This window comes from Streptomyces sp. NBC_00876, assembly GCF_045207435.1.
Lineage (GTDB): Bacteria > Actinomycetota > Actinomycetes > Streptomycetales > Streptomycetaceae > Streptomyces.
On the sequence record NZ_CP108800.1, the window covers coordinates 1,807,463 to 1,824,103 of the forward strand.

A 16,641-nucleotide genomic window follows, 5' to 3' on the forward strand; every position below is an offset into this window, starting at 1 on the left:
GCCGTCACCAGACGCGCACCGACCCGCCCGGCGCGAAGGCGGGGCTGGTCGCGTCCGCCGGGATCTCCTTCAGGGGTTCGGCGATCTCGTCGACGGTCGGGCCGACGCCGGCGGCGATGCGGTCGAGGGCGGCCAGGTCGAATCCGTAGACGCGGGCCGCGTTGCCGCCGGTCATGGCCGCGATCTCGGCGGGCGGGAGTCCGGCGTACGCGATCCGCAGGCCCTCGCGTGAGTACGGGGCGGTGCCCTCGTCGTGCGGGTAGTCGCTGCCCCACATGATCTTGTCGAGGCCGATCCGGTCGCGCAGCGGCACCTCGTGCGGGCGCATGAAGCTGGCGCCGACGAAGCAGTTGTCGCGCCACACCTCACTGGGGCGCGCACCCATCGAGTCCGCAAGCCCCGCACCGAACTTGGACTCGGCGGTCGCCGCCCGGGAGGCCGCCGCGACCAGCCTGCCGTGGTAGTAGTCGAGCATCTCCACGACGCCCGGGATCCAGCCCGAACCCTGTTCGGTGAGGACCAGTTTCAGGCCGGGGTGGCGGCGGAACACCCCGCCGAAGATCAGGTGCCACAGTGCCCGGTGCGAGAACCAGGTGGTCTCCACCATGAAGACGGCGCGGGCCGCCGGTTCGTCGCCGAGCGGCGGGGAGGCGGAGCCGCCGTGGTGGTTGACCGGTACGTCGAGTTCCGCGCAGACCGCCCAGATCGGGTCGTACACCGGGGAGTGCAGTTCGGGGACGCCGGAGCCCGGCGGGGCGCCGGGCAGCAGGATGCCGCCGGTGAGGCCCGCCTCCTTGGTGCGGCGGATCTCGCGGACCGCCTCGGCCGGGTCGTTGAGGAGGATCTGCGCGACGCCTGCCCGCCGGCCGGGCGCGGCCGCGCAGAAGTCGGCGAGCCAGCGGTTGTGGGCGCGCAGCCCGGCCCAGCGCTGTTCGTACTCCTGCCGGGAGGGTGCGGGGGCCATCAGGGAGGCGGAGGGGAAGAAGGGCGGGATGGTGTTGGGGAAGACGACTTCCGCCACGATGCCGTCCGCCTCCAGTTCGGCGAGGCGGAGGCCGGAGTTCCAGTTGCGGTCGGCGGTGTCGGCGACCAGGTCCTCGTACGGGTTGACGTACGCCGCCGCCCAGGTGTCGAAGTCGTCGTGGTGCCTCGACTCCAGGTACGGCCGGTAGTCCAGGAGGTCGGCGCCGGCGTGGCAGTCGGCGGAGATGACGGTGTAGCGGTCGGTCATGACGCCCCCAGGACCGGGAAGTCGTGGTCGGTCAGCCAGTGCCGGCCGACCTCGCGCGAGCGGGCCCAGGACGCCTCGACCGCGCCCTGGTCGGCGCTCTGGCCCAGGTCGGCGGGGGTGGGGCCGATGCGCGCGGCGATGGGGGCGAGCTTGTCCGTGTCGAAGCCGAAGACCTCGGCGGCGGCCAGGCCGAGCATCCGGCGGGTCTCGGCGACGGGGATGTCGTGGAAGGTGTTGCGCAGCCAGTTCCCGGTGTCGGGCCAGGTGCCCTCGGGGTGCGGGAAGTCGCTTCCCCACAGGATGTTGTCGACGCCGATCTCGTACCGCTGGGCCAGCTCGCGGCGTTTGGTGTTGGTGGCGCAGATGAACACCTGGCGGTCCAGGTACTCGTGCGGCGGGCGCTTCAGTTCGGCGAACGGGGAGAGTTTCTTCCCGCCGTGGGCGCCGAGGTAGAGCCGGTCCATGAACCACAGCAGGTTCGGCAGCCACCAGCAGCCGGACTCGGCGACGCCGAACTTCAGCCCGGGGTGGCGTTCGAAGGCGCCCGACCAGAGGAGGAACCAGAGGGGGCGGGACGGCCACCAGGTGACCTCGGAGACGTAGATGCCGAGGTGGTCGCCGTACTCGTGGCGCGGCGCGGCGCCGGAGTGGGTGACGACCGGCATGCCCGTCTCGGCGGCGGCCGCCCACACGGGGTCATAACGGCGGTCGTGGTACGGGGCCTTGTCCACCCACATGGAGGGGATCATCAGGGCGCCGAGGCCGGACTCCTTCGCCCGGTGGATCTCGGCGACGACCCGGTCCACCTCGCCGGTGACGGGCAGCAGGGCGACGCCGCAGTGGCGTTCGGGGTGCTGTGAGACGAACTCGGCGAGCCAGCGGTTGTGGGCCTGCGCGCCGGCCATGCCCAGCTCGGGGTCCTGGTCGCCGGAGAGGCCGAGACCGACGCCGAAGGGGGCCGCGGTACGGCTGTCGACGGCGTCCGCGTCGGGGAAGACGACCTCGGCCGCCACCCCGTCGCCGTCGAGCTCCTTGAGCCGCTGGGCGCTGTCCCAGCCGCCCTTCAGACCTTCCTCGTTGTCGTGGAACCACTTGTCGGCGAAGGCCTCGTTGCGCACGCCCAGGCGGGTCATCTCCTCGCGGCGGCGGTCGCGGCCGGCCAGGAAGTCGTCGAACTCGCGGTGGAAGCGCGCGTCCAGATAGGGCCGGTACTCCTCGGTGGGGAGTCCGGCGTGGCAGTCGGAGGAGATGATCAGGTACGGGTCGTCGTCGGTCATCGCTGGGTCCCGGCTCCTCAGTCGAGTACGAACTTCTCCAGGTAGGACGGGTTGGAACGGTCGAGCATCGACTGCGACCTGGCGCGGATCTGCCCGTCGCTGTGCTCGCTGTCCGGCAGCATCCAGAAGCGGTCGGCGCGGATCCCGTCCACGACGGTCCCGGCGACGTCCTCCACCGGGGTGAACTCCACCTCCTGGCCCGCCGATCTCATCGCGGTCTCCCACTGGTCGAGACTGCGGTACGGGGTCCGGCGCGGGCGCTCCTTGGCGTACCGCTCGGGCCGGTTGCGGTGCGACTCCCACAGTCCGGTGCGCAGCATGTGCGGGCCGGGGAAGAGGACCGAGGCGCCGACGGCGGCCTCTTCCGCCCTCAGGTGGGCGTACAGCGACTCCGTCATCGTGACGACGGCGGACTTGGTGACCGCGTAGACGGAGGCGGTGGGCAGCGGGGCGATCCCGCCGTCACCGGACGAGGTGTTGACGATGTGGCCGGGGCCGCCGTCCGCGAGCATGCGCGGCACGAAGGCCTGGATGCCGTGGAAGACGCCCCAGACGTTGACGGCGAAGGCCCACTTCCAGTCGTTGGGTTCGTGTTCCCACATCCGGCCCTCGGCGCCGGAGCCGACACCGGCGTTGTTGCACAGCACGTGCACGGCGCCGAAGGTGTCGTACGCGGTGTCGGCCAGCGCCATGACGGAGTCCCGCTCGGCGACGTCGACGACCGCGGCCAGCACCTGCGCGCCCTCCCGGCGCAGTTCACCGGCCGCCTTGCCGAGTGCGCCCTCCTCGACGTCGGCGAGCACGACCTTGAGCCCCTCGGCCGCGAACCGCCGGGCCATCGCGAGGCCGATGCCGCTCGCGGCACCGGTGACGACGGCGGTCTGCCCCTGCTCGAGCCTCATCGCGCGCTCCCCTGCGGCGGGCCGTCGTGGATCTGCTGCGGGTCGTCGTAGCGCTGGTGGACGTACGGCAGCAGCGCGTCGGCACTCACCCGCTCGACGGCCCGGCCCTGCTGGTCGCTGGTCTTCTCGCCGATGGTGATGTCCACGACGCGCAGGACGGGAAGGTCGGCGACCGGGTCGTACATCGATTCGCGCAGCACCACGTCGCCGGTGATCCGCTCCAGTCTGCGGACCTTCTCGTGGCGGGTGCAGTGGATCAGTACGGGATCGGTTTCGAAGCCCTCACCGTCCACGGCGGGCAGGAACTTGAAGTAGAAGTCGAGCTTGGTGGCCGGTGCGGGCAGCGGAAGCGGTTCGGCGACCGCGCCGCGGATCTCGACGAAGGCGATGCCGTGGCGGGCGAGCGAGGCCCGTACCAGCAGACCGTCACGCTCGACGTTCACCTCGCCCAGCTTCTTCGGTTCGCCGAACACCTCGCGGCCACCGGTCAGCGCCCGTTCGTGGGTCATCGGCATGACGAGCGGATACCAGCCCTCGTGCCCGTCGTGGACGGCGGCGACGGCGACGGAGCCCGCGCCCAGGGGGTAGCCGGTCAGGTCGACCTTGCTGATATTGGCCCGGACGAGCGGGCGTCCGGAGGGTTTCAGGGGTGGCGGGAGGACCGCCGCCACCGCGTCGGGGTCGCTCTCCCAGACGGCGGCGACGCCGGTGGACCAGATGTCGGGGAGCCGGGAGCGGGCCTCACGGGATGCCGCGATCTCGGCCTCGGTGCGCGCGCCGTACCGTACACGTGCCATGCGGTGCCACCCTTCTCGGTTGTCCGTGCCGGGTTCTGTAACACAGTTACACCGGAGCCCGCGAAGGGTAAATAGCCGTGCGTGTAACGGAGTTCTGGACCTTGGAGGAGCTGTGGCGCGATCGGCGCTGACCCGCGAGGAGGTTCTCGCGGCCGCTGCGGCCCTGGTGCGCCTGCACGGCCCGCAGACCCTGACCATGCGCAAGCTGGCCGCGGAGCTGGGCACCGCCGTCACCTCGATCTACTGGCACGTCGGCAACCGCGAATCGCTGCTGGACGCCCTCGTCGAGCGCACCGTCCAGGAGATGGGCACCCTGCGCCCCGCCGGGCGGGCCCCGGCGGCCCGGATCGTCTCCGTCGCCCGCGGTCTGCGCCGCGAACTGCGCTCCCGTCCGCATCTGATCGCGATGGTCCACGAACGGGGGCTCACTGAACGGATGTTCCTGCCGGCCCAGCAGGCGCTCGTCCACGAGGTGCACGCCGCCGGGCTGCGCGGCGCACGTGCGGCGGCGGCGGTCCGGGCGGTGCAGTTCCACACGGTCGGCTTCCTGCTCGTCGAACGCAACCGGGAGCGGTCCCCCGTCCAGTCCCCCGGCGAGGGCGAACTGTGGTCGCTCTCCCCGGCCGGCGACGACCCGGCGCTGGCCCGCGCGCTGGCCCGGCCGGCCGACCCGGACCGGCTGTTCGTCACCTCCCTGCGGGCGCTGGTGGAGGGGTTGCTGGCCGGCTGCGGGTAGCGGCCCGTGCGGCCCCGGCCGGCCGGTGGGGGCCCGGGGATGACGGCCGAATAGGGGACTGTCGGTCGCGGCCCGTATTCTCTGTGACCATGCTCGACGACCGTCAGACCGCACCGCCGTGGCCGACCGCCTACCCGCAGGGGTACGCGGTCGTCGACGTGGAGACCACCGGACTCGCACGGGACGACCGGATAATCTCCGCCGCCGTCTACCGTCTGGACGCGCAGGGCGACGTCGAGGACCACTGGTACACCCTCGTCAACCCCGAGCGCGATCCCGGACCCGTCTGGATCCACGGCCTGACGAGCGATGTCCTGGAGGGCGCCCCGCTCTTCCCCGAGATCGCCGGCCAGCTCTCCGAGCGGCTCGCCGACCGCGTCCTCGTCGCGCACAACGCCGCCTTCGACTGGTCGATGATCGCCCGGGAGTACGCACGGGCCTCGGTCACCGCTCCCGTCCGGCAGCGGCTGTGCACCATCGCGCTCTCCAAGGAGCTGCGGCTGCCGCTGCCCAACCACAAGCTGGAGTCGCTGGCCGCGCACTTCGGTGTCGTGCAGCAGCGCGCGCACCACGCGCTGGACGACGCCCGGGTGCTGGCCGAGGCGTTCCGCCCGAGCCTGCACGCGGCGGCGCGGGGCGGGGTGCGGCTGCCGCTGCTGGAGTGCCGGCCGCTGACCGAGTGGTCGGACTCGCCGGTCACCCCGAGGATCGGCCACCAGGCCTCGTACGGCGCGCAGACCAGCTGGCGCCCCTCGCGCAAGCGCCCGGCCTGCCCGTATCCGAACCCCGGCCGCTACGACAAGGACAAGCCCCTCATGCAGGGCATGCGGGTGGCGTTCTCCGGGGACACCTCGGTCGACCGCGAACTGCTGGAGGACCGGGCCGTGGAGGCGGGGCTGCACGTGGCGACGAGCGTCTCCCGGCTGACGAGCCTGCTCGTCACCAACGACCCGGACGCGGCGACGTCCAAGACGGTGAAGGCCAAGTCGTTCGGTACCCCGATCGTGGACGAGAGCGCCTTCACCCATCTCCTGCGGGACGTGGCCGGGTCGACGAAGGTGCCGGCGCCCACGCCGTCATCGGAGTGAACCGGGGGCGACTCGCCCGCCCGCCGCTCGCCCGCCGCCGCCCTCGCGTCCCACCCTGTGGCGCATGGCACGTTGTGAGGTTTGCGGAAACGACTACGGGATGTCCTTCGAGGTGCACGCGCAGGGCGCGATTCATGTCTTCGACTGCTTCTCCTGCGCCATCCACCGCATGGCACCCATCTGTGAGCACTGCCGGGTCCAGGTCATCGGCCAGGGTGTAGAGGTCGACGGGCACTGGTTCTGCGGCGGTCACTGCGCCCGCGCGGAGGGAAAGGTGGGCATCGTCGACAAGGTCTGAGCACCGGGCCCCGCGCCCCTTCCCCCACCCCCTCCGCAATGCACCCCATGACGCAGTTGTACCGTCATGGGGTGTACCGCTTCCTGTTGACCCGGCAGTGGCTGATTCTCGCCCTCATCACCCTCGTGCTGATTCCCACGATGATCGAGCTGGGTTTCTGGCAGCTGCACCGGCATGAGCACAAGGTCGCGCAGAACGCCCTGATCTCGCGCAACCTCAAGGCCGCGCCCGTCTCGGTGTCCACGCTCACCTCCCCCGGTCATGTCGTTCCGCGCTCCGACTACTGGCGCGCGGTGACGGCCACCGGGACGTACGACGAGAAGCACGAGGTCGTCGTGCGGCGCCGGACCGCCATCGACGGCAGCATCGGCGTCCATGTGCTGGTCCCGTTCGACCTCAAGGGCGGCGGCACGGTCATGATCAACCGCGGCTGGGTCCCCGCCGCGGACGACCAGCACGCCTTCCCCGACGTGCCGGCCGCCCCCCGGGGCGAGGTGACCCTCACCGGGCGGCTCAAGGCCGACGAGACGACCGGCGCCAGCGGCATCAAGGACCTCGCGGACCTGCCGGACCGCCAGGTGATGCTGATCAACAGTGCCCAGCAGGCGAAGCTCCTGTCCCGGCCGGTGCTCGGCGGCTACATCGAGCAGACCGGGCCCGTGCCGAAGGGCGACTCCCCCGAGCTGATCGAGTCCCCCGACGACGGCTCCATCGGCCCGCACATGGCGTACGCCGTGCAGTGGTGGCTGTTCGCCGCCGGTGTGCCGGTCGGCTACGTGGTCCTGGCCCGCCGCGAGAAGCGCGACCGGGTGGCAGCGGCGGCCGCGGCCGCCGAACAGGCCGATGCGGCGGAGCCCGAGCCCGCGAAGGCCTGACGGAGCGTCCGCGGCGGCGTCCGCCGGGGTGACTCCCGCCTCTCCTCGCACCGTGACTGCTTAGCCGGGCCCAGGTTCGGGAACACGGCAGAACGTGACCCCACGCATCGAGGACTACGCCCTCATCGGCGATCTCCAGACAGCGGCCCTCGTCGGCAGGAACGGTTCTGTCGACTGGCTGTGCCTTCCCCGCTTCGACTCGGGCGCCTGCTTCGCCGCGCTGCTCGGCGACGAGGACAACGGCCACTGGCGCATCGCCCCCAAGGGCGCGGACACCTGCACCCGGCGCGCCTACGCGGGCGACTCCCTCGTCCTGGAGACCTTCTGGGAGACCCGTACCGGCACCGTCAAGGTCATCGACTTCATGCCGCAGCGCGACCGCGAACCCGATGTGATGCGCATCGTCGAGGGCATCAGCGGCACCGTCGACATGGCCTCCGTCATCCGGCTGCGCTTCGACTTCGGTTCCGTCGTGCCCTGGATGCGCCGCTCGCAGGGGCACCGGGTGGCGGTCGCCGGTCCGGACTCCGCCTGGCTGCGCAGCGATCCACCGGTCAAGACCTGGGGCCAGCAGTTCTCCACGTGTTCCTCGTTCAGCGTCTCCGCGGGCGAGCGGGTGGCCTTCGTCCTGACCTGGCACCCCTCGCACTCACCCCGGCCCGATCTCGTCGACCCGTACGAGGCGCTGGAGAACACCCTGTCCGACTGGGCCGAGTGGTCCGCCCGCTGCAAGTACCAGGGGCCCTACCGGGAAGCCGTGATCCGTTCGCTGATCACCCTGAAGGCGCTCACCTTCGGCCCGACCGGCGGCATCGTGGCGGCCCCCACCACCTCGCTGCCCGAGGAGATCGGCGGCGTACGGAACTGGGACTACCGCTTCTGCTGGCTGCGGGACTCCACGCTCACCCTCGGCGCGCTGGTCTCGGCCGGCTATCTGGAGGAGGCCGCGGCCTGGCGGGACTGGCTGCTGCGCGCCGTCGCCGGTGACCCGGCCGATCTGCAGATCATGTACGGGCTCGCGGGCGAGCGCAGACTGCCCGAGTCGGAACTGCCGTGGCTGCGCGGCTACGAGAACTCCGCCCCGGTCCGGATCGGCAACGCCGCGGTGAGACAGCGCCAGCTCGATGTCTACGGAGAGGTCATCGACTCCCTCCGGCTGGCCCGCGACGCGGGTCTGGACGACAAACCGCACGCCTGGAGCCTGCAGCTCAGCCTGCTCGGCTTCCTGGAGTCCACCTGGCGCGAGCCGGACGAGGGGCTGTGGGAGATCCGCGGGCAGCGCCGCCACTTCGTGCACTCCAAGGTGATGGCCTGGGTGGCGGCCGACCGGGCCGTGCGCAGTCTCGAGGAGGACCCGTCGCTGACCGGTGACGCGGAGCGCTGGCGCGCGATGCGCGACGCCGTGCACCGGGAGGTCTGCGAGAAGGGCTACGACCCGGTGCGCAACACCTTCACCCAGTCCTACGGCTCCCGGGACCTGGACGCCGCGACGCTGCTGATCGCCCGGACCGGTTTCCTGCCGCCGGACGACCCGCGCGTCATCGGGACGGTGGACGCGGTACGCGACGAGCTGGGCAGCGACGGACTGGTGCGCCGCTACAGCACCGACGGCACCTCGGTCGACGGACTGCCGGGCGGCGAGGGCGCCTTCCTCGCCTGCTCCTTCTGGCTGGCGGACGCGTTGCGGATGACGGGGCGCACCGACGAGGCCACCGAACTCTTCGAGCGTCTGCTCGCCCTCCGCAACGACGTGGGGCTGCTGGCCGAGGAGTACGACACCGCCGCGATGCGTCAGCTCGGCAATTTCCCGCAGGCCTTCAGCCATATCGGCCTGGTCGGCACGGCGGTGGCGCTGGCCGAGGCGCAGGCCGCCGAGGACACGGCACGGGAGGGCACGGCAGGATAGGGCCATGGATCTTGGACTGAAGGACCGTGTGTACATCGTCACCGGAGCGACCCGGGGGCTGGGCAACGCCACGGCACGCGCGCTGGTCGGCGACGGCGCGAAGGTGATCATCACCGGCCGCGACGAGAAGAGCGTCCGGGAGGCCGCCGACGAGCTGGGCCCCGACGCGGTCGGGCTCGCCGCCGACAACGCCGACCCGAACGTGGCGCAGCGGCTCGTGGAGGCCGCGCAGGAGGGGTTCGGCCGGCTCGACGGCATCCTCATCAGCGTCGGCGGCCCGGCGCCGGGCTTCCTCGCGGACAACACCGACGAGCAGTGGCAGTCGGCCTTCGAATCGGTGTTCCTGGGTGCGGTGCGCCTGGCCCGGGCGGCGGCCGCGGCGCTCGGCGAGGGCGGCGTCATCGGCTTCGTGCTCTCCGGCTCCGTCCACGAACCGATCGCCGGGCTGACCATCTCCAACGGGCTGCGCCCCGGCCTGGCCGGGTTCGCCAAGTCGCTGGCCGACGAGCTGGGCCCGCGGGGCATCCGGGTGGTGGGCGTGCTGCCGGCCCGGATCGACACGGACCGGGTACGGGAACTGGACGCCCTGTCCGGTGACGCCGAGGCCTCGCGCACGGCCAACGAGGCGAAGATCCCGCTGCGCCGCTACGGCACTCCGGCGGAGTTCGGCCGGACCGCGGCCTTCCTGCTCTCGCCCGCCGCCTCGTATCTGACGGGCATCATGGTGCCGGTCGACGGCGGGTCCCGGCACGGCTTCTGAGCCGCGCGCCCGGACGCGGGACGCGAGAGGGCCGGACGGTGTGGACCGTCCGACCCCTTCGGTGATGCGTACAGCCCGTCAGCTCACCCGCTCGGCCCGGTGCTTGACCGCCCGCAGCCGTACCTCGGCGGGCAGCTGTGCCAGCCCCGCGGAGTCCCGGGCGTGGGCCAGCGCCTCGTCGGCCAGCCGGCCCAGCGCCTCGTCGGGTGCGGCGTGCGGCTCCATCAGCAGCCGGACCCTGGCCTGCGGGGTGGAGCGCCTGCCGGTCAGTACGACCTGTGCGCGGGCCACCCCGTCCAGGGCGCCCGCCTCCGCGGCGAGTACCCCCTCCAGGGCCCGGCCGCGCAGCAGTGCTCCCTCGCCGTCGCCGCTGTCCACCAGCACCTCGGCGAGGCGGGCGCGGCGCAGCTGGGCCAGCAGCCACCACAGCGCGAGCACCACGAGCACGGCGAGAACCGCGATCACCACCGGCCACCACCAGCCCTCGGAGCGCCAGCGGTCCCGGTCCGCCTCGCTGAGCAGGACGTCGCTCTTGCCGTACCACGGCCACCAGGACGGCACGGAGAGGCCGAGCCCCGCGGCCAGCACCCCGCCGCCCACACAGACCAGTACCAGTCCGGCGAGGCCGAGCAGTACCCGGTTGACGGTCCCGATCACTCCGCTCACCCCTTCTTCGCCGGTCGGCGGACGTGGACGGACAGGCTGGGCGGCTTGGCCAGGCCGAGTTCGCCGATGCCCGTGGAGAGCACGGTGTCCAGATCGGCCCGTACGTCGTCGAGTTCACGGAAGTGGGACACGGCCCGCACCCCCACCTTGGCGCGGCCCATCCGGACCCGGACGGACTGCACCCCGGACACCTCGACGGCCCGGTCGCGCAGGACCATGGCGGCCGCGGTCCGGTCGAGGGCCGCCCGTACGCCAGGGCGGTCGCGGCGCATCGGCAGCAGATCACGCAGTCCGGGCGTGAGCGCGAGAACGATCAGCCACAGGCCGGCCGCCACCGCGACCGCGGCGCCCGTCAGCACCCAGACGTCGTTCAGCGGCCGCTCGGCCAGTTCGCGGGCCAGCGAGCGCCGCCACTGCATCGCCGGGTGGTCGGCGCGGACCGCCGCCACGTCGTAGAGGAGCAGCCCGGAGCCGCCGAGTGCCACCAGGGCGACGATGCCCGCCGGGATGCGGCGGGCGGACCAGAACCTGCCCGCACCGCCGTCACCGCGTTCCTTGGCCGGCACGGGGTCGTAGGCCGCCGACGAGGCGGACTGGTCGAGCGCGAGGACATCCCCGTGTTCCGTCGCGCCGGTGGGCAGACGCTGCGTCGTGTGTTCCGGGTTCTGGGGCTCGGTCATCGGATCCTCCCCTGGGCCGCGAGGCTCGCTCCTGAGGGGTGCAGGCGCTCGACCTGTACGGCCACTTCGGGCACCTCCATCCCCGCCAACGCCTTTACCCGTTCGGCGACCCTGCGACGCACGGCACCGCACTGTCGGCCGATGTCGCTGGGATATCCGAGCTCCAGAGTCACCCGTACGCGGGCGGTCTCACGGTGCACGGTGACCGTGGCGCGCGGCGAGGCGGCGTCCTTCGCCGGCGCGTCGACGGCCTCCTTCGCCGCCTGCGCGGCGATCTTCGCGACCACCCGGTCGGCGATCCGGGTCTCTCCCCGCTCCGCGGCCGGGACCCGGCCGCCCGCCCCCGACAACGCCGTCACCGCCGTCGGTCGCCGCGCTCGCGACTCCGGAAGAAGTCGCCGGGTTCAAGGTCGCCGTCGATGAAGCGACCGGCGATGAAGCCGATCGCCCCCAGGGCGGCCACCAGCAGAAAGGCACCGAATCCGCCGAAGTATCCGGCGAATCCGAGCGCCATGCCGGCCACCATGCCGACCACAGCCATGCTCATCGTGTGCTCCTCAACTGCCTGGTGCGGGAGGACTACTGGAGACGTGGCTCGGGCTGGTCCTCGTCGTCGTCCTCGTCGGGCAGCTTCACGTCGCTGACCGCGATGTTGACCTCGACGACCTCGAGACCCGTCATGCGCTCGACGGCCGCGACAACGTTCTCCCGTACATCCCGGGCGACATCGGCGATCGACACGCCGTAGTCGACGACGATCTCCAGGTCGAGGGCGGTCTGGGACTCGCCGACCTCGGCCTTCACGCCCCGGGTGACGGACTTGGAGCCGCCGGGGACCCGGTCGCGCACCGCTCCGAACGTACGGGAGAGGCCGCTGCCCATCGCGTGCACGCCGACCACGTCACGTGCGGCCATTCCGGCGATCTTCTCGACCACGCCGTCGGCGATCGTCGTACGGCCACGGGTCGCCGGGTCTCCCCCGCCGCGCTTGGTCAGGGGGCTGTTCCTGCTGTCGCCGCCCGTCGAGTCCTTGTCGGGGTTCTCGGGCCGGTTCCGCTGTGGGGTGTCGGTCATCGCCGTTCTTCCCTTCGGGGCAGATTGGACTTCCTCGCCCAGATTAAGGTCGCTTGCCCCGTCTCGCGCCGTGGATGCGGCAGGCTGGGGCAATGACGACGGCTGACGGCCCGCACAGGGCCCAGGGATGGACGGCTGCGGTTCGCCAACGGCTCGGGCTGGGCCGACTGCTCCCTCTGGGCGGTCCGGCGGACGGGGCCTGGATCTCGGAACGGGCCGCGGTCGCGGTGCTGCGCCGGGCGGTGGCGGTTCCGGGGCCCGGGCCGGTGCTCGGGGAGCTGAGGATCGCCGTCGCCGATACGGAGGCCGCTCCCGCCCCTCAGGTGCCGTCGCCCCCGAGCGCGCTGGCGCCGGGCCCGCTGCGGATCGAGGCCACCATGGCCGCGACGGCGGACCAGCCGCTGCCCGTAGCCGCCGCGGCGCTGCGCTCGGCGCTCCTGACGGCTGCCGCGCGGCGCCTGGGCCTGGTGGTCGCCGAGGTGGATCTGCAGGTGACGGAGTTGCTGGACACGGCTCCGGAACGGCCCGCCCCGGAGCCGGACGAGGTCCGGCCGGCGCAGCCGGAGGGCGTGGCGGGCCGTGCGGCCGCCGGAGTGAAGGGGGTCTCGACGCTGACCCGGGTACTGGGCACGGCGGTACACACGGGCGCGGACCATGTACGGGTCGAACTGGCGACGGAGGGCGGCCACCGGGCGCTCGACGTCGCCCGCGCGGTGCGGGTGGCGGTGGCGGAAGCGGTGGAGGGGCATCCACCGGTCGCGGTGCTGGTCACGGCCGTGACGGGGGAACCGGGTCCGGAGGATCCGCCGGGTCCCGTGGACGTGACGGCATGACGGCATGACCGGAGGCGGTACGCCTCCGGTCCGGTGCCGGGTCAGCGCGGGGTCACCTCAGTCGAGCATGCCCGACAGGTCGCGCAGCCGACGGCCCTGCGCGGCCCGTTCGGCGGTGCGCTGCTCCTCGTACGTCCGGGAGACGGCGCCGCTCAGCAGGGCCTTGGTCTCGATGACGGCGTCGCGCGGGGCGGCGATCAGGGCGCCGGCCAGATCGCGGGCGGCTCCCTCGAGCTCCGCGGCCGGCACCACGAGGTTGGCCAGGCCGGTGCGCTCGGCCTCGGCCGCGTGCACGTAACGGCCGGTGGCGCAGATCTCGAGCGCGCGTGCGTACCCCACCAGGTGCACCAGAGGGTGCGTGCCGGTGAGGTCGGGCACCAGACCGAGGCTGGTCTCGCGCATGGCGAACTGCACGTCCTCGGCGACGATCCGCAGATCGCAGGCGAGGGCGAGCTGGAAGCCCGCACCGATGGCGTGCCCCTGGACGGCCGCGATCGACACGATGTCGTTGCGGCGCCACCAGGTGAACGCCTCCTGGTACTCGGCGATGACCGCGTCGAGCTCGGCCTCCGGGCCCCGCCCCAGGTCGAGGAACGACGGCTCACCGTCGAACCCTTCGGGGGTGAATGCCTGGCGGTCGAGTCCGGCGGAGAAGGACACACCCTCGCCGCGCAGCACGACGACCCGCACACTGCCGGGCAGAGCCCGTCCGGCTTCTGTCAACGCCCGCCACAGAGCGGGGGACTGAGCGTTGCGCCTGGCCGGATTGGTGAGGGTCACCGTGGCAACCGCGTCGTCGACGGTGAGTCGTACGCCGTCCTTGTCGAGCACAGAGTCGAGCGAGGTCATGAAGCGCCTCCGGATCGGGTGCAGTCAGCACATGGAGCTAAGTGACTGAACAGTAACCACCCGGGCGACCGCACGATCGACCGGGTGGCCACCGCCGAAACCGGTGAGCCCCGGGGCAGGTCCTACGGCCCGCCCCGGCCCGCGGACGGCCGTCAGGCCGCCGCGGCCTTCTTCCCTCGTGTCGCTCCGCCGCGTCCCCGCAGCGTTACTCCGGACTCGCTGAGCATCCGGTGAACGAATCCATAGGAGCGGCCGGTTTCCTCGGCCAACGCCCGGATGCTCGCACCGGAGTCGTACTTCTTCTTCAGGTCTGCCGCGAGCTTGTCGCGCGCGGCGCCGGTTACCCGGCTGCCCTTCTTCAGAGTCTCGGCCACCCGTGCCTCCTCGTGGGAAGTGCGCTCTGGACTCTCATGATCACCCCTCGACGCCGTCCTGGCCACCCATTCGGCAAGGTCCGTGCAACCGGATTGGCGCCCCGCGCACGCTCCGGCACGACCGGAATCCTGCATTCCGCGGGGCTGTGGGGAGCACCGGGGAACCGCGCCACAGGAACGGCCAGGTCAGGGCCGCACGAGGGCCGGGCCACCAAATGAGTGCGCCCGGCAGGTATCTGCCGGGCGCCGCGCCGAGGTACGAGACGTACTCACGCAGATGATGGATCACGCGTAGGCCGAATGATCCAGTGCGAGTGGATCAGCGGGCCCCGGGGCTCCGGATCCGGCCGCCGGACAGGCGGCCGGGGCCGGGTGACGCGGCCGGTACGGGTGACGCGGCCGGCAGGGGCGGCCCCGCCGGTACGGGTCAGGCCAGTGCGACCAGGTCCCGGTAGTCCGCACCCCACAGGTCCTCGACACCGTCGGGGAGCAGGATGATGCGCTCGGGCTGGAGCGCCTCGACCGCTCCCTCGTCGTGCGTGACGAGGACGACCGCGCCCTTGTACGTGCGCAGCGCGCCGAGGATCTCCTCGCGGCTGGCCGGGTCGAGGTTGTTGGTGGGCTCGTCGAGCAGGAGCACATTGGCGGAGGAGACCACCAGCGTCGCCAGGGCGAGCCGGGTCTTCTCACCACCGGAGAGGACCCCTGCGGGCTTGTCCACGTCGTCGCCGGAGAAGAGGAACGAGCCCAGCGTCTTGCGGACCGCGACCAGGTCGAGGTCGGGCGACGCGGAGCGCATGTTCTCCAGGACGGTGCGGTCCGGGTCGAGGGTCTCGTGCTCCTGGGCGTAGTAACCGAGCTTGAGCCCGTGGCCCTCGATGATCTCGCCGGTGTCGGGCTTCTCGGCGCCGCCGAGCAGCCGGAGCAGGGTCGTCTTGCCCGCACCGTTGAGGCCGAGGATGACGACCCGGGAGCCCTTGTCGATCGCGAGGTCGACGTCGGTGAAGATCTCCAGCGATCCGTAGGACTTGGAGAGGCCCTCCGCCATCAGCGGCGTCTTGCCGCACGGCGAGGGGTCGGGGAAGCGCAGCTTGGCGACCTTGTCGGAGACGCGGACGGCCTCGAGGCCGGAGAGCAGCCGGTCGGCGCGCTTGGCCATGTTCTGCGCGGCCACGGTCTTGGTGGCCTTGGCGCGCATCTTGTCGGCCTGCGCGTTGAGGGTCGCGGCCTTCTTCTCGGCGTTCTGCCGCTCGCGCTTGCGGCGCTTCTCGTCGTCCTCGCGCTGCTGCTGATACAGCTTCCAGCCCATGTTGTAGACGTCGATCTGCGACCGGTTGGCGTCGAGGTAGAAGACCTTGTTGACGACGGTCTCGACGAGGTCCGCATCGTGGGAGATCACGACGAAGCCGCCGCGGTAGGTCTTGAGGTAGTCGCGCAGCCAGACGATCGAGTCCGCGTCGAGGTGGTTCGTGGGCTCGTCGAGGAGCAGGGTGTCGGCGTCGGAGAAAAGGATCCGGGCCAGCTCGATGCGGCGGCGCTGACCGCCGGAGAGGGTGTGGAGCGGCTGGCCGAGCACCCGGTCGGGCAGGCTGAGGGCCGCGGCGATGGTGGCTGCCTCGGCCTCGGCGGCGTACCCGCCCTTGGTGAGGAACTCCGTCTCCAGGCGCTCGTACTTCTTCATGGCCTTCTCGCGGGTGGCGCCCTTGCCGTTCGCCATCCGCTCCTCGTTCTCCCGCATCTTGCGCAGGATCTCGTCGAGACCGCGGGCGGACAGGATGCGGTCCCGGGCGAGCACGTCGAGGTCGCCGGTGCGCGGGTCCTGCGGGAGGTAGCCCACCTCGCCGGAGCGGGTGATGGTGCCGGCGGCGGGGGTTCCCTCGCCCGCGAGGCACTTGGTGAGGGTGGTCTTGCCCGCACCGTTGCGGCCGACGAGGCCGATGCGGTCACCCTTGGCGATACGGAAGGAAGCGGACTCGATGAGGAGGCGGGCGCCGGCGCGCAGCTCGATGCCGGAAGCGGTGATCACGGGAAAAACTCCAGGGCGGAATGGACGGCGGAGGAACGGCTAGCGATTCACGACTCGACGCCGTTACTCACGCACACGCACAAGGAGGATGGGCATGAGGACCAGTCTACTGGCGGTGTCCAACCACTTTTCCGCGTGCTCCCCGGGCGGTTACCGAAAGCTCGCCCAGCGCGCCGTACCCACTCCACAGCGTGAACACAAACGGGCATTGCGGTGTGAATTATCCGATACTCGGCGCAGGGCTGTGCGGCAGCCGCGAGCGGAGCGGA

General features: G+C 71.9%; 19 protein-coding genes. 7 read left to right on the forward strand and 12 right to left on the reverse strand.

The features are described 5' to 3' along the window. Nucleotides 1–4 precede the first annotated feature (4 nt). The 4 genes from OG782_RS07915 to OG782_RS07930 are packed head-to-tail and all read right to left on the reverse strand — an operon-like array spanning nucleotide 5 to nucleotide 4,207. Complete coding sequence (locus OG782_RS07915; protein WP_406448710.1) at nucleotides 5–1,231, reverse strand: amidohydrolase family protein; 1,227 nt, start codon at nucleotides 1,229–1,231, stop codon at nucleotides 5–7. Then, a complete protein-coding gene (locus OG782_RS07920; RefSeq protein ID WP_406448712.1) occupies nucleotides 1,228–2,508 on the reverse strand; it encodes an amidohydrolase family protein in 1,281 nt (426 codons plus the stop codon). Before OG782_RS07920 ends, OG782_RS07915 begins: the two co-directional genes overlap by 4 nt. A gap of 17 nt (nucleotides 2,509–2,525) precedes the next feature. Then, the gene (locus OG782_RS07925; RefSeq protein ID WP_406448714.1) at nucleotides 2,526–3,410 is read right to left on the reverse strand and encodes an SDR family NAD(P)-dependent oxidoreductase; all 885 of its coding nucleotides are present in this window, start codon (nucleotides 3,408–3,410) and stop codon (nucleotides 2,526–2,528) included. Further along, complete coding sequence (locus OG782_RS07930) at nucleotides 3,407–4,207, reverse strand: acetoacetate decarboxylase family protein (RefSeq protein ID WP_406448716.1); 801 nt, start codon at nucleotides 4,205–4,207, stop codon at nucleotides 3,407–3,409. The genes OG782_RS07925 and OG782_RS07930 overlap by 4 nt, the downstream gene beginning before the upstream one ends. Nucleotides 4,208–4,319: 112 nt before the next feature. Between OG782_RS07930 and OG782_RS07935 the strand changes: the two genes are divergently transcribed. The 6 genes from OG782_RS07935 (at nucleotide 4,320) to OG782_RS07960 (ending at nucleotide 9,870) form a co-directional block, all read left to right on the forward strand. After that, nucleotides 4,320–4,943: a TetR/AcrR family transcriptional regulator gene (locus tag OG782_RS07935; protein ID WP_406448718.1), complete on the forward strand. Its 624-nt coding sequence runs from the start codon at nucleotides 4,320–4,322 to the stop codon at nucleotides 4,941–4,943. Nucleotides 4,944–5,026: 83 nt separating this feature from the next. Then, nucleotides 5,027–6,031: a DEDDh family exonuclease gene (locus tag OG782_RS07940; RefSeq protein ID WP_406448720.1), complete on the forward strand. Its 1,005-nt coding sequence runs from the start codon at nucleotides 5,027–5,029 to the stop codon at nucleotides 6,029–6,031. Nucleotides 6,032–6,095: 64 nt separating this feature from the next. Continuing rightward, the gene (locus OG782_RS07945; RefSeq protein WP_311313163.1) at nucleotides 6,096–6,329 is read left to right on the forward strand and encodes a hypothetical protein; all 234 of its coding nucleotides are present in this window, start codon (nucleotides 6,096–6,098) and stop codon (nucleotides 6,327–6,329) included. A 71-nt stretch (nucleotides 6,330–6,400) separates the two neighbouring features. Then, a complete protein-coding gene (locus tag OG782_RS07950; protein WP_406458909.1) occupies nucleotides 6,401–7,204 on the forward strand; it encodes an SURF1 family protein in 804 nt (267 codons plus the stop codon). A gap of 94 nt (nucleotides 7,205–7,298) precedes the next feature. Next, the gene (locus OG782_RS07955) at nucleotides 7,299–9,110 is read left to right on the forward strand and encodes a glycoside hydrolase family 15 protein (protein WP_406448722.1); all 1,812 of its coding nucleotides are present in this window, start codon (nucleotides 7,299–7,301) and stop codon (nucleotides 9,108–9,110) included. A gap of 4 nt (nucleotides 9,111–9,114) precedes the next feature. Further along, entirely contained in the window at nucleotides 9,115–9,870 is a 756-nt protein-coding gene (locus OG782_RS07960) for an SDR family oxidoreductase (protein ID WP_406448724.1), read from the forward strand. Between the two features lie 78 nt (nucleotides 9,871–9,948). Here the strand turns inward: OG782_RS07960 and amaP are convergent, their stop codons facing one another. From amaP to OG782_RS07985, 5 genes are read right to left on the reverse strand one after another with little or no spacing between them, the layout of a single operon-like run. Continuing rightward, nucleotides 9,949–10,536 (reverse strand): alkaline shock response membrane anchor protein AmaP, encoded by a 588-nt coding sequence (gene amaP, locus OG782_RS07965; RefSeq protein ID WP_406448726.1) that lies wholly within the window; start codon nucleotides 10,534–10,536, stop codon nucleotides 9,949–9,951. Next, nucleotides 10,533–11,216: a DUF6286 domain-containing protein gene (locus tag OG782_RS07970; protein ID WP_406448728.1), complete on the reverse strand. Its 684-nt coding sequence runs from the start codon at nucleotides 11,214–11,216 to the stop codon at nucleotides 10,533–10,535. The genes amaP and OG782_RS07970 overlap by 4 nt, the downstream gene beginning before the upstream one ends. Further along, a complete protein-coding gene (locus OG782_RS07975) occupies nucleotides 11,213–11,575 on the reverse strand; it encodes an Asp23/Gls24 family envelope stress response protein (RefSeq protein ID WP_406448730.1) in 363 nt (120 codons plus the stop codon). The genes OG782_RS07970 and OG782_RS07975 overlap by 4 nt, the downstream gene beginning before the upstream one ends. Then, nucleotides 11,572–11,763 carry a hypothetical protein gene (locus OG782_RS07980; protein ID WP_406448732.1) on the reverse strand — a complete coding sequence of 64 codons (192 nt, stop codon included), beginning with the start codon at nucleotides 11,761–11,763 and terminating at the stop codon, nucleotides 11,572–11,574. The genes OG782_RS07975 and OG782_RS07980 overlap by 4 nt, the downstream gene beginning before the upstream one ends. Nucleotides 11,764–11,795: 32 nt before the next feature. After that, nucleotides 11,796–12,290, reverse strand: a complete 495-nt coding sequence (locus OG782_RS07985; protein WP_406448734.1) for an Asp23/Gls24 family envelope stress response protein — start codon at nucleotides 12,288–12,290, stop codon at nucleotides 11,796–11,798. Between the two features lie 92 nt (nucleotides 12,291–12,382). Between OG782_RS07985 and OG782_RS07990 the strand changes: the two genes are divergently transcribed. Beyond that, on the forward strand, nucleotides 12,383–13,123 hold the full coding sequence (locus tag OG782_RS07990; RefSeq protein ID WP_406448736.1) for a hypothetical protein: 741 nt from the start codon (nucleotides 12,383–12,385) through the stop codon (nucleotides 13,121–13,123). 57 nt (nucleotides 13,124–13,180) lie between these two features. Here the strand turns inward: OG782_RS07990 and OG782_RS07995 are convergent, their stop codons facing one another. The 3 genes from OG782_RS07995 to OG782_RS08005 all read right to left on the reverse strand — a co-directional run bounded on the left by OG782_RS07995 (nucleotide 13,181) and on the right by OG782_RS08005 (nucleotide 16,372). Next, nucleotides 13,181–13,972: an enoyl-CoA hydratase/isomerase family protein gene (locus OG782_RS07995; RefSeq protein WP_406448738.1), complete on the reverse strand. Its 792-nt coding sequence runs from the start codon at nucleotides 13,970–13,972 to the stop codon at nucleotides 13,181–13,183. Between the two features lie 152 nt (nucleotides 13,973–14,124). Next, nucleotides 14,125–14,346, reverse strand: coding sequence for a helix-turn-helix domain-containing protein (locus tag OG782_RS08000; protein WP_007263382.1), 222 nt, complete (start codon nucleotides 14,344–14,346; stop codon nucleotides 14,125–14,127). A 427-nt stretch (nucleotides 14,347–14,773) separates the two neighbouring features. Next, a complete protein-coding gene (locus tag OG782_RS08005) occupies nucleotides 14,774–16,372 on the reverse strand; it encodes an ABC-F family ATP-binding cassette domain-containing protein (protein WP_406448740.1) in 1,599 nt (532 codons plus the stop codon). Nucleotides 16,373–16,641 lie beyond the last annotated feature (269 nt).

Bases quoted from the DNA above. Each gene is read 5' to 3' on its own strand.
- OG782_RS07970 (WP_406448728.1), bottom strand. From the start codon at position 11,216: ATGACCGAGCCCCAGAACCCGGAACACACGACGCAGCGTCTGCCCACC.
- OG782_RS07930 (WP_406448716.1), bottom strand. From the start codon at position 4,207: ATGGCACGTGTACGGTACGGCGCGCGCACCGAGGCCGAGATCGCGGCA.
- OG782_RS07980 (WP_406448732.1), bottom strand. From the start codon at position 11,763: ATGAGCATGGCTGTGGTCGGCATGGTGGCCGGCATGGCGCTCGGATTC.
- OG782_RS07925 (WP_406448714.1), bottom strand. From the start codon at position 3,410: ATGAGGCTCGAGCAGGGGCAGACCGCCGTCGTCACCGGTGCCGCGAGC.
- OG782_RS07915 (WP_406448710.1), bottom strand. From the start codon at position 1,231: ATGACCGACCGCTACACCGTCATCTCCGCCGACTGCCACGCCGGCGCC.
- OG782_RS07990 (WP_406448736.1), top strand. From the start codon at position 12,383: ATGACGACGGCTGACGGCCCGCACAGGGCCCAGGGATGGACGGCTGCG.
- OG782_RS07945 (WP_311313163.1), top strand. From the start codon at position 6,096: ATGGCACGTTGTGAGGTTTGCGGAAACGACTACGGGATGTCCTTCGAG.
- OG782_RS07920 (WP_406448712.1), bottom strand. From the start codon at position 2,508: ATGACCGACGACGACCCGTACCTGATCATCTCCTCCGACTGCCACGCC.
- OG782_RS07995 (WP_406448738.1), bottom strand. From the start codon at position 13,972: ATGACCTCGCTCGACTCTGTGCTCGACAAGGACGGCGTACGACTCACC.
- OG782_RS07960 (WP_406448724.1), top strand. From the start codon at position 9,115: ATGGATCTTGGACTGAAGGACCGTGTGTACATCGTCACCGGAGCGACC.
- OG782_RS07985 (WP_406448734.1), bottom strand. From the start codon at position 12,290: ATGACCGACACCCCACAGCGGAACCGGCCCGAGAACCCCGACAAGGAC.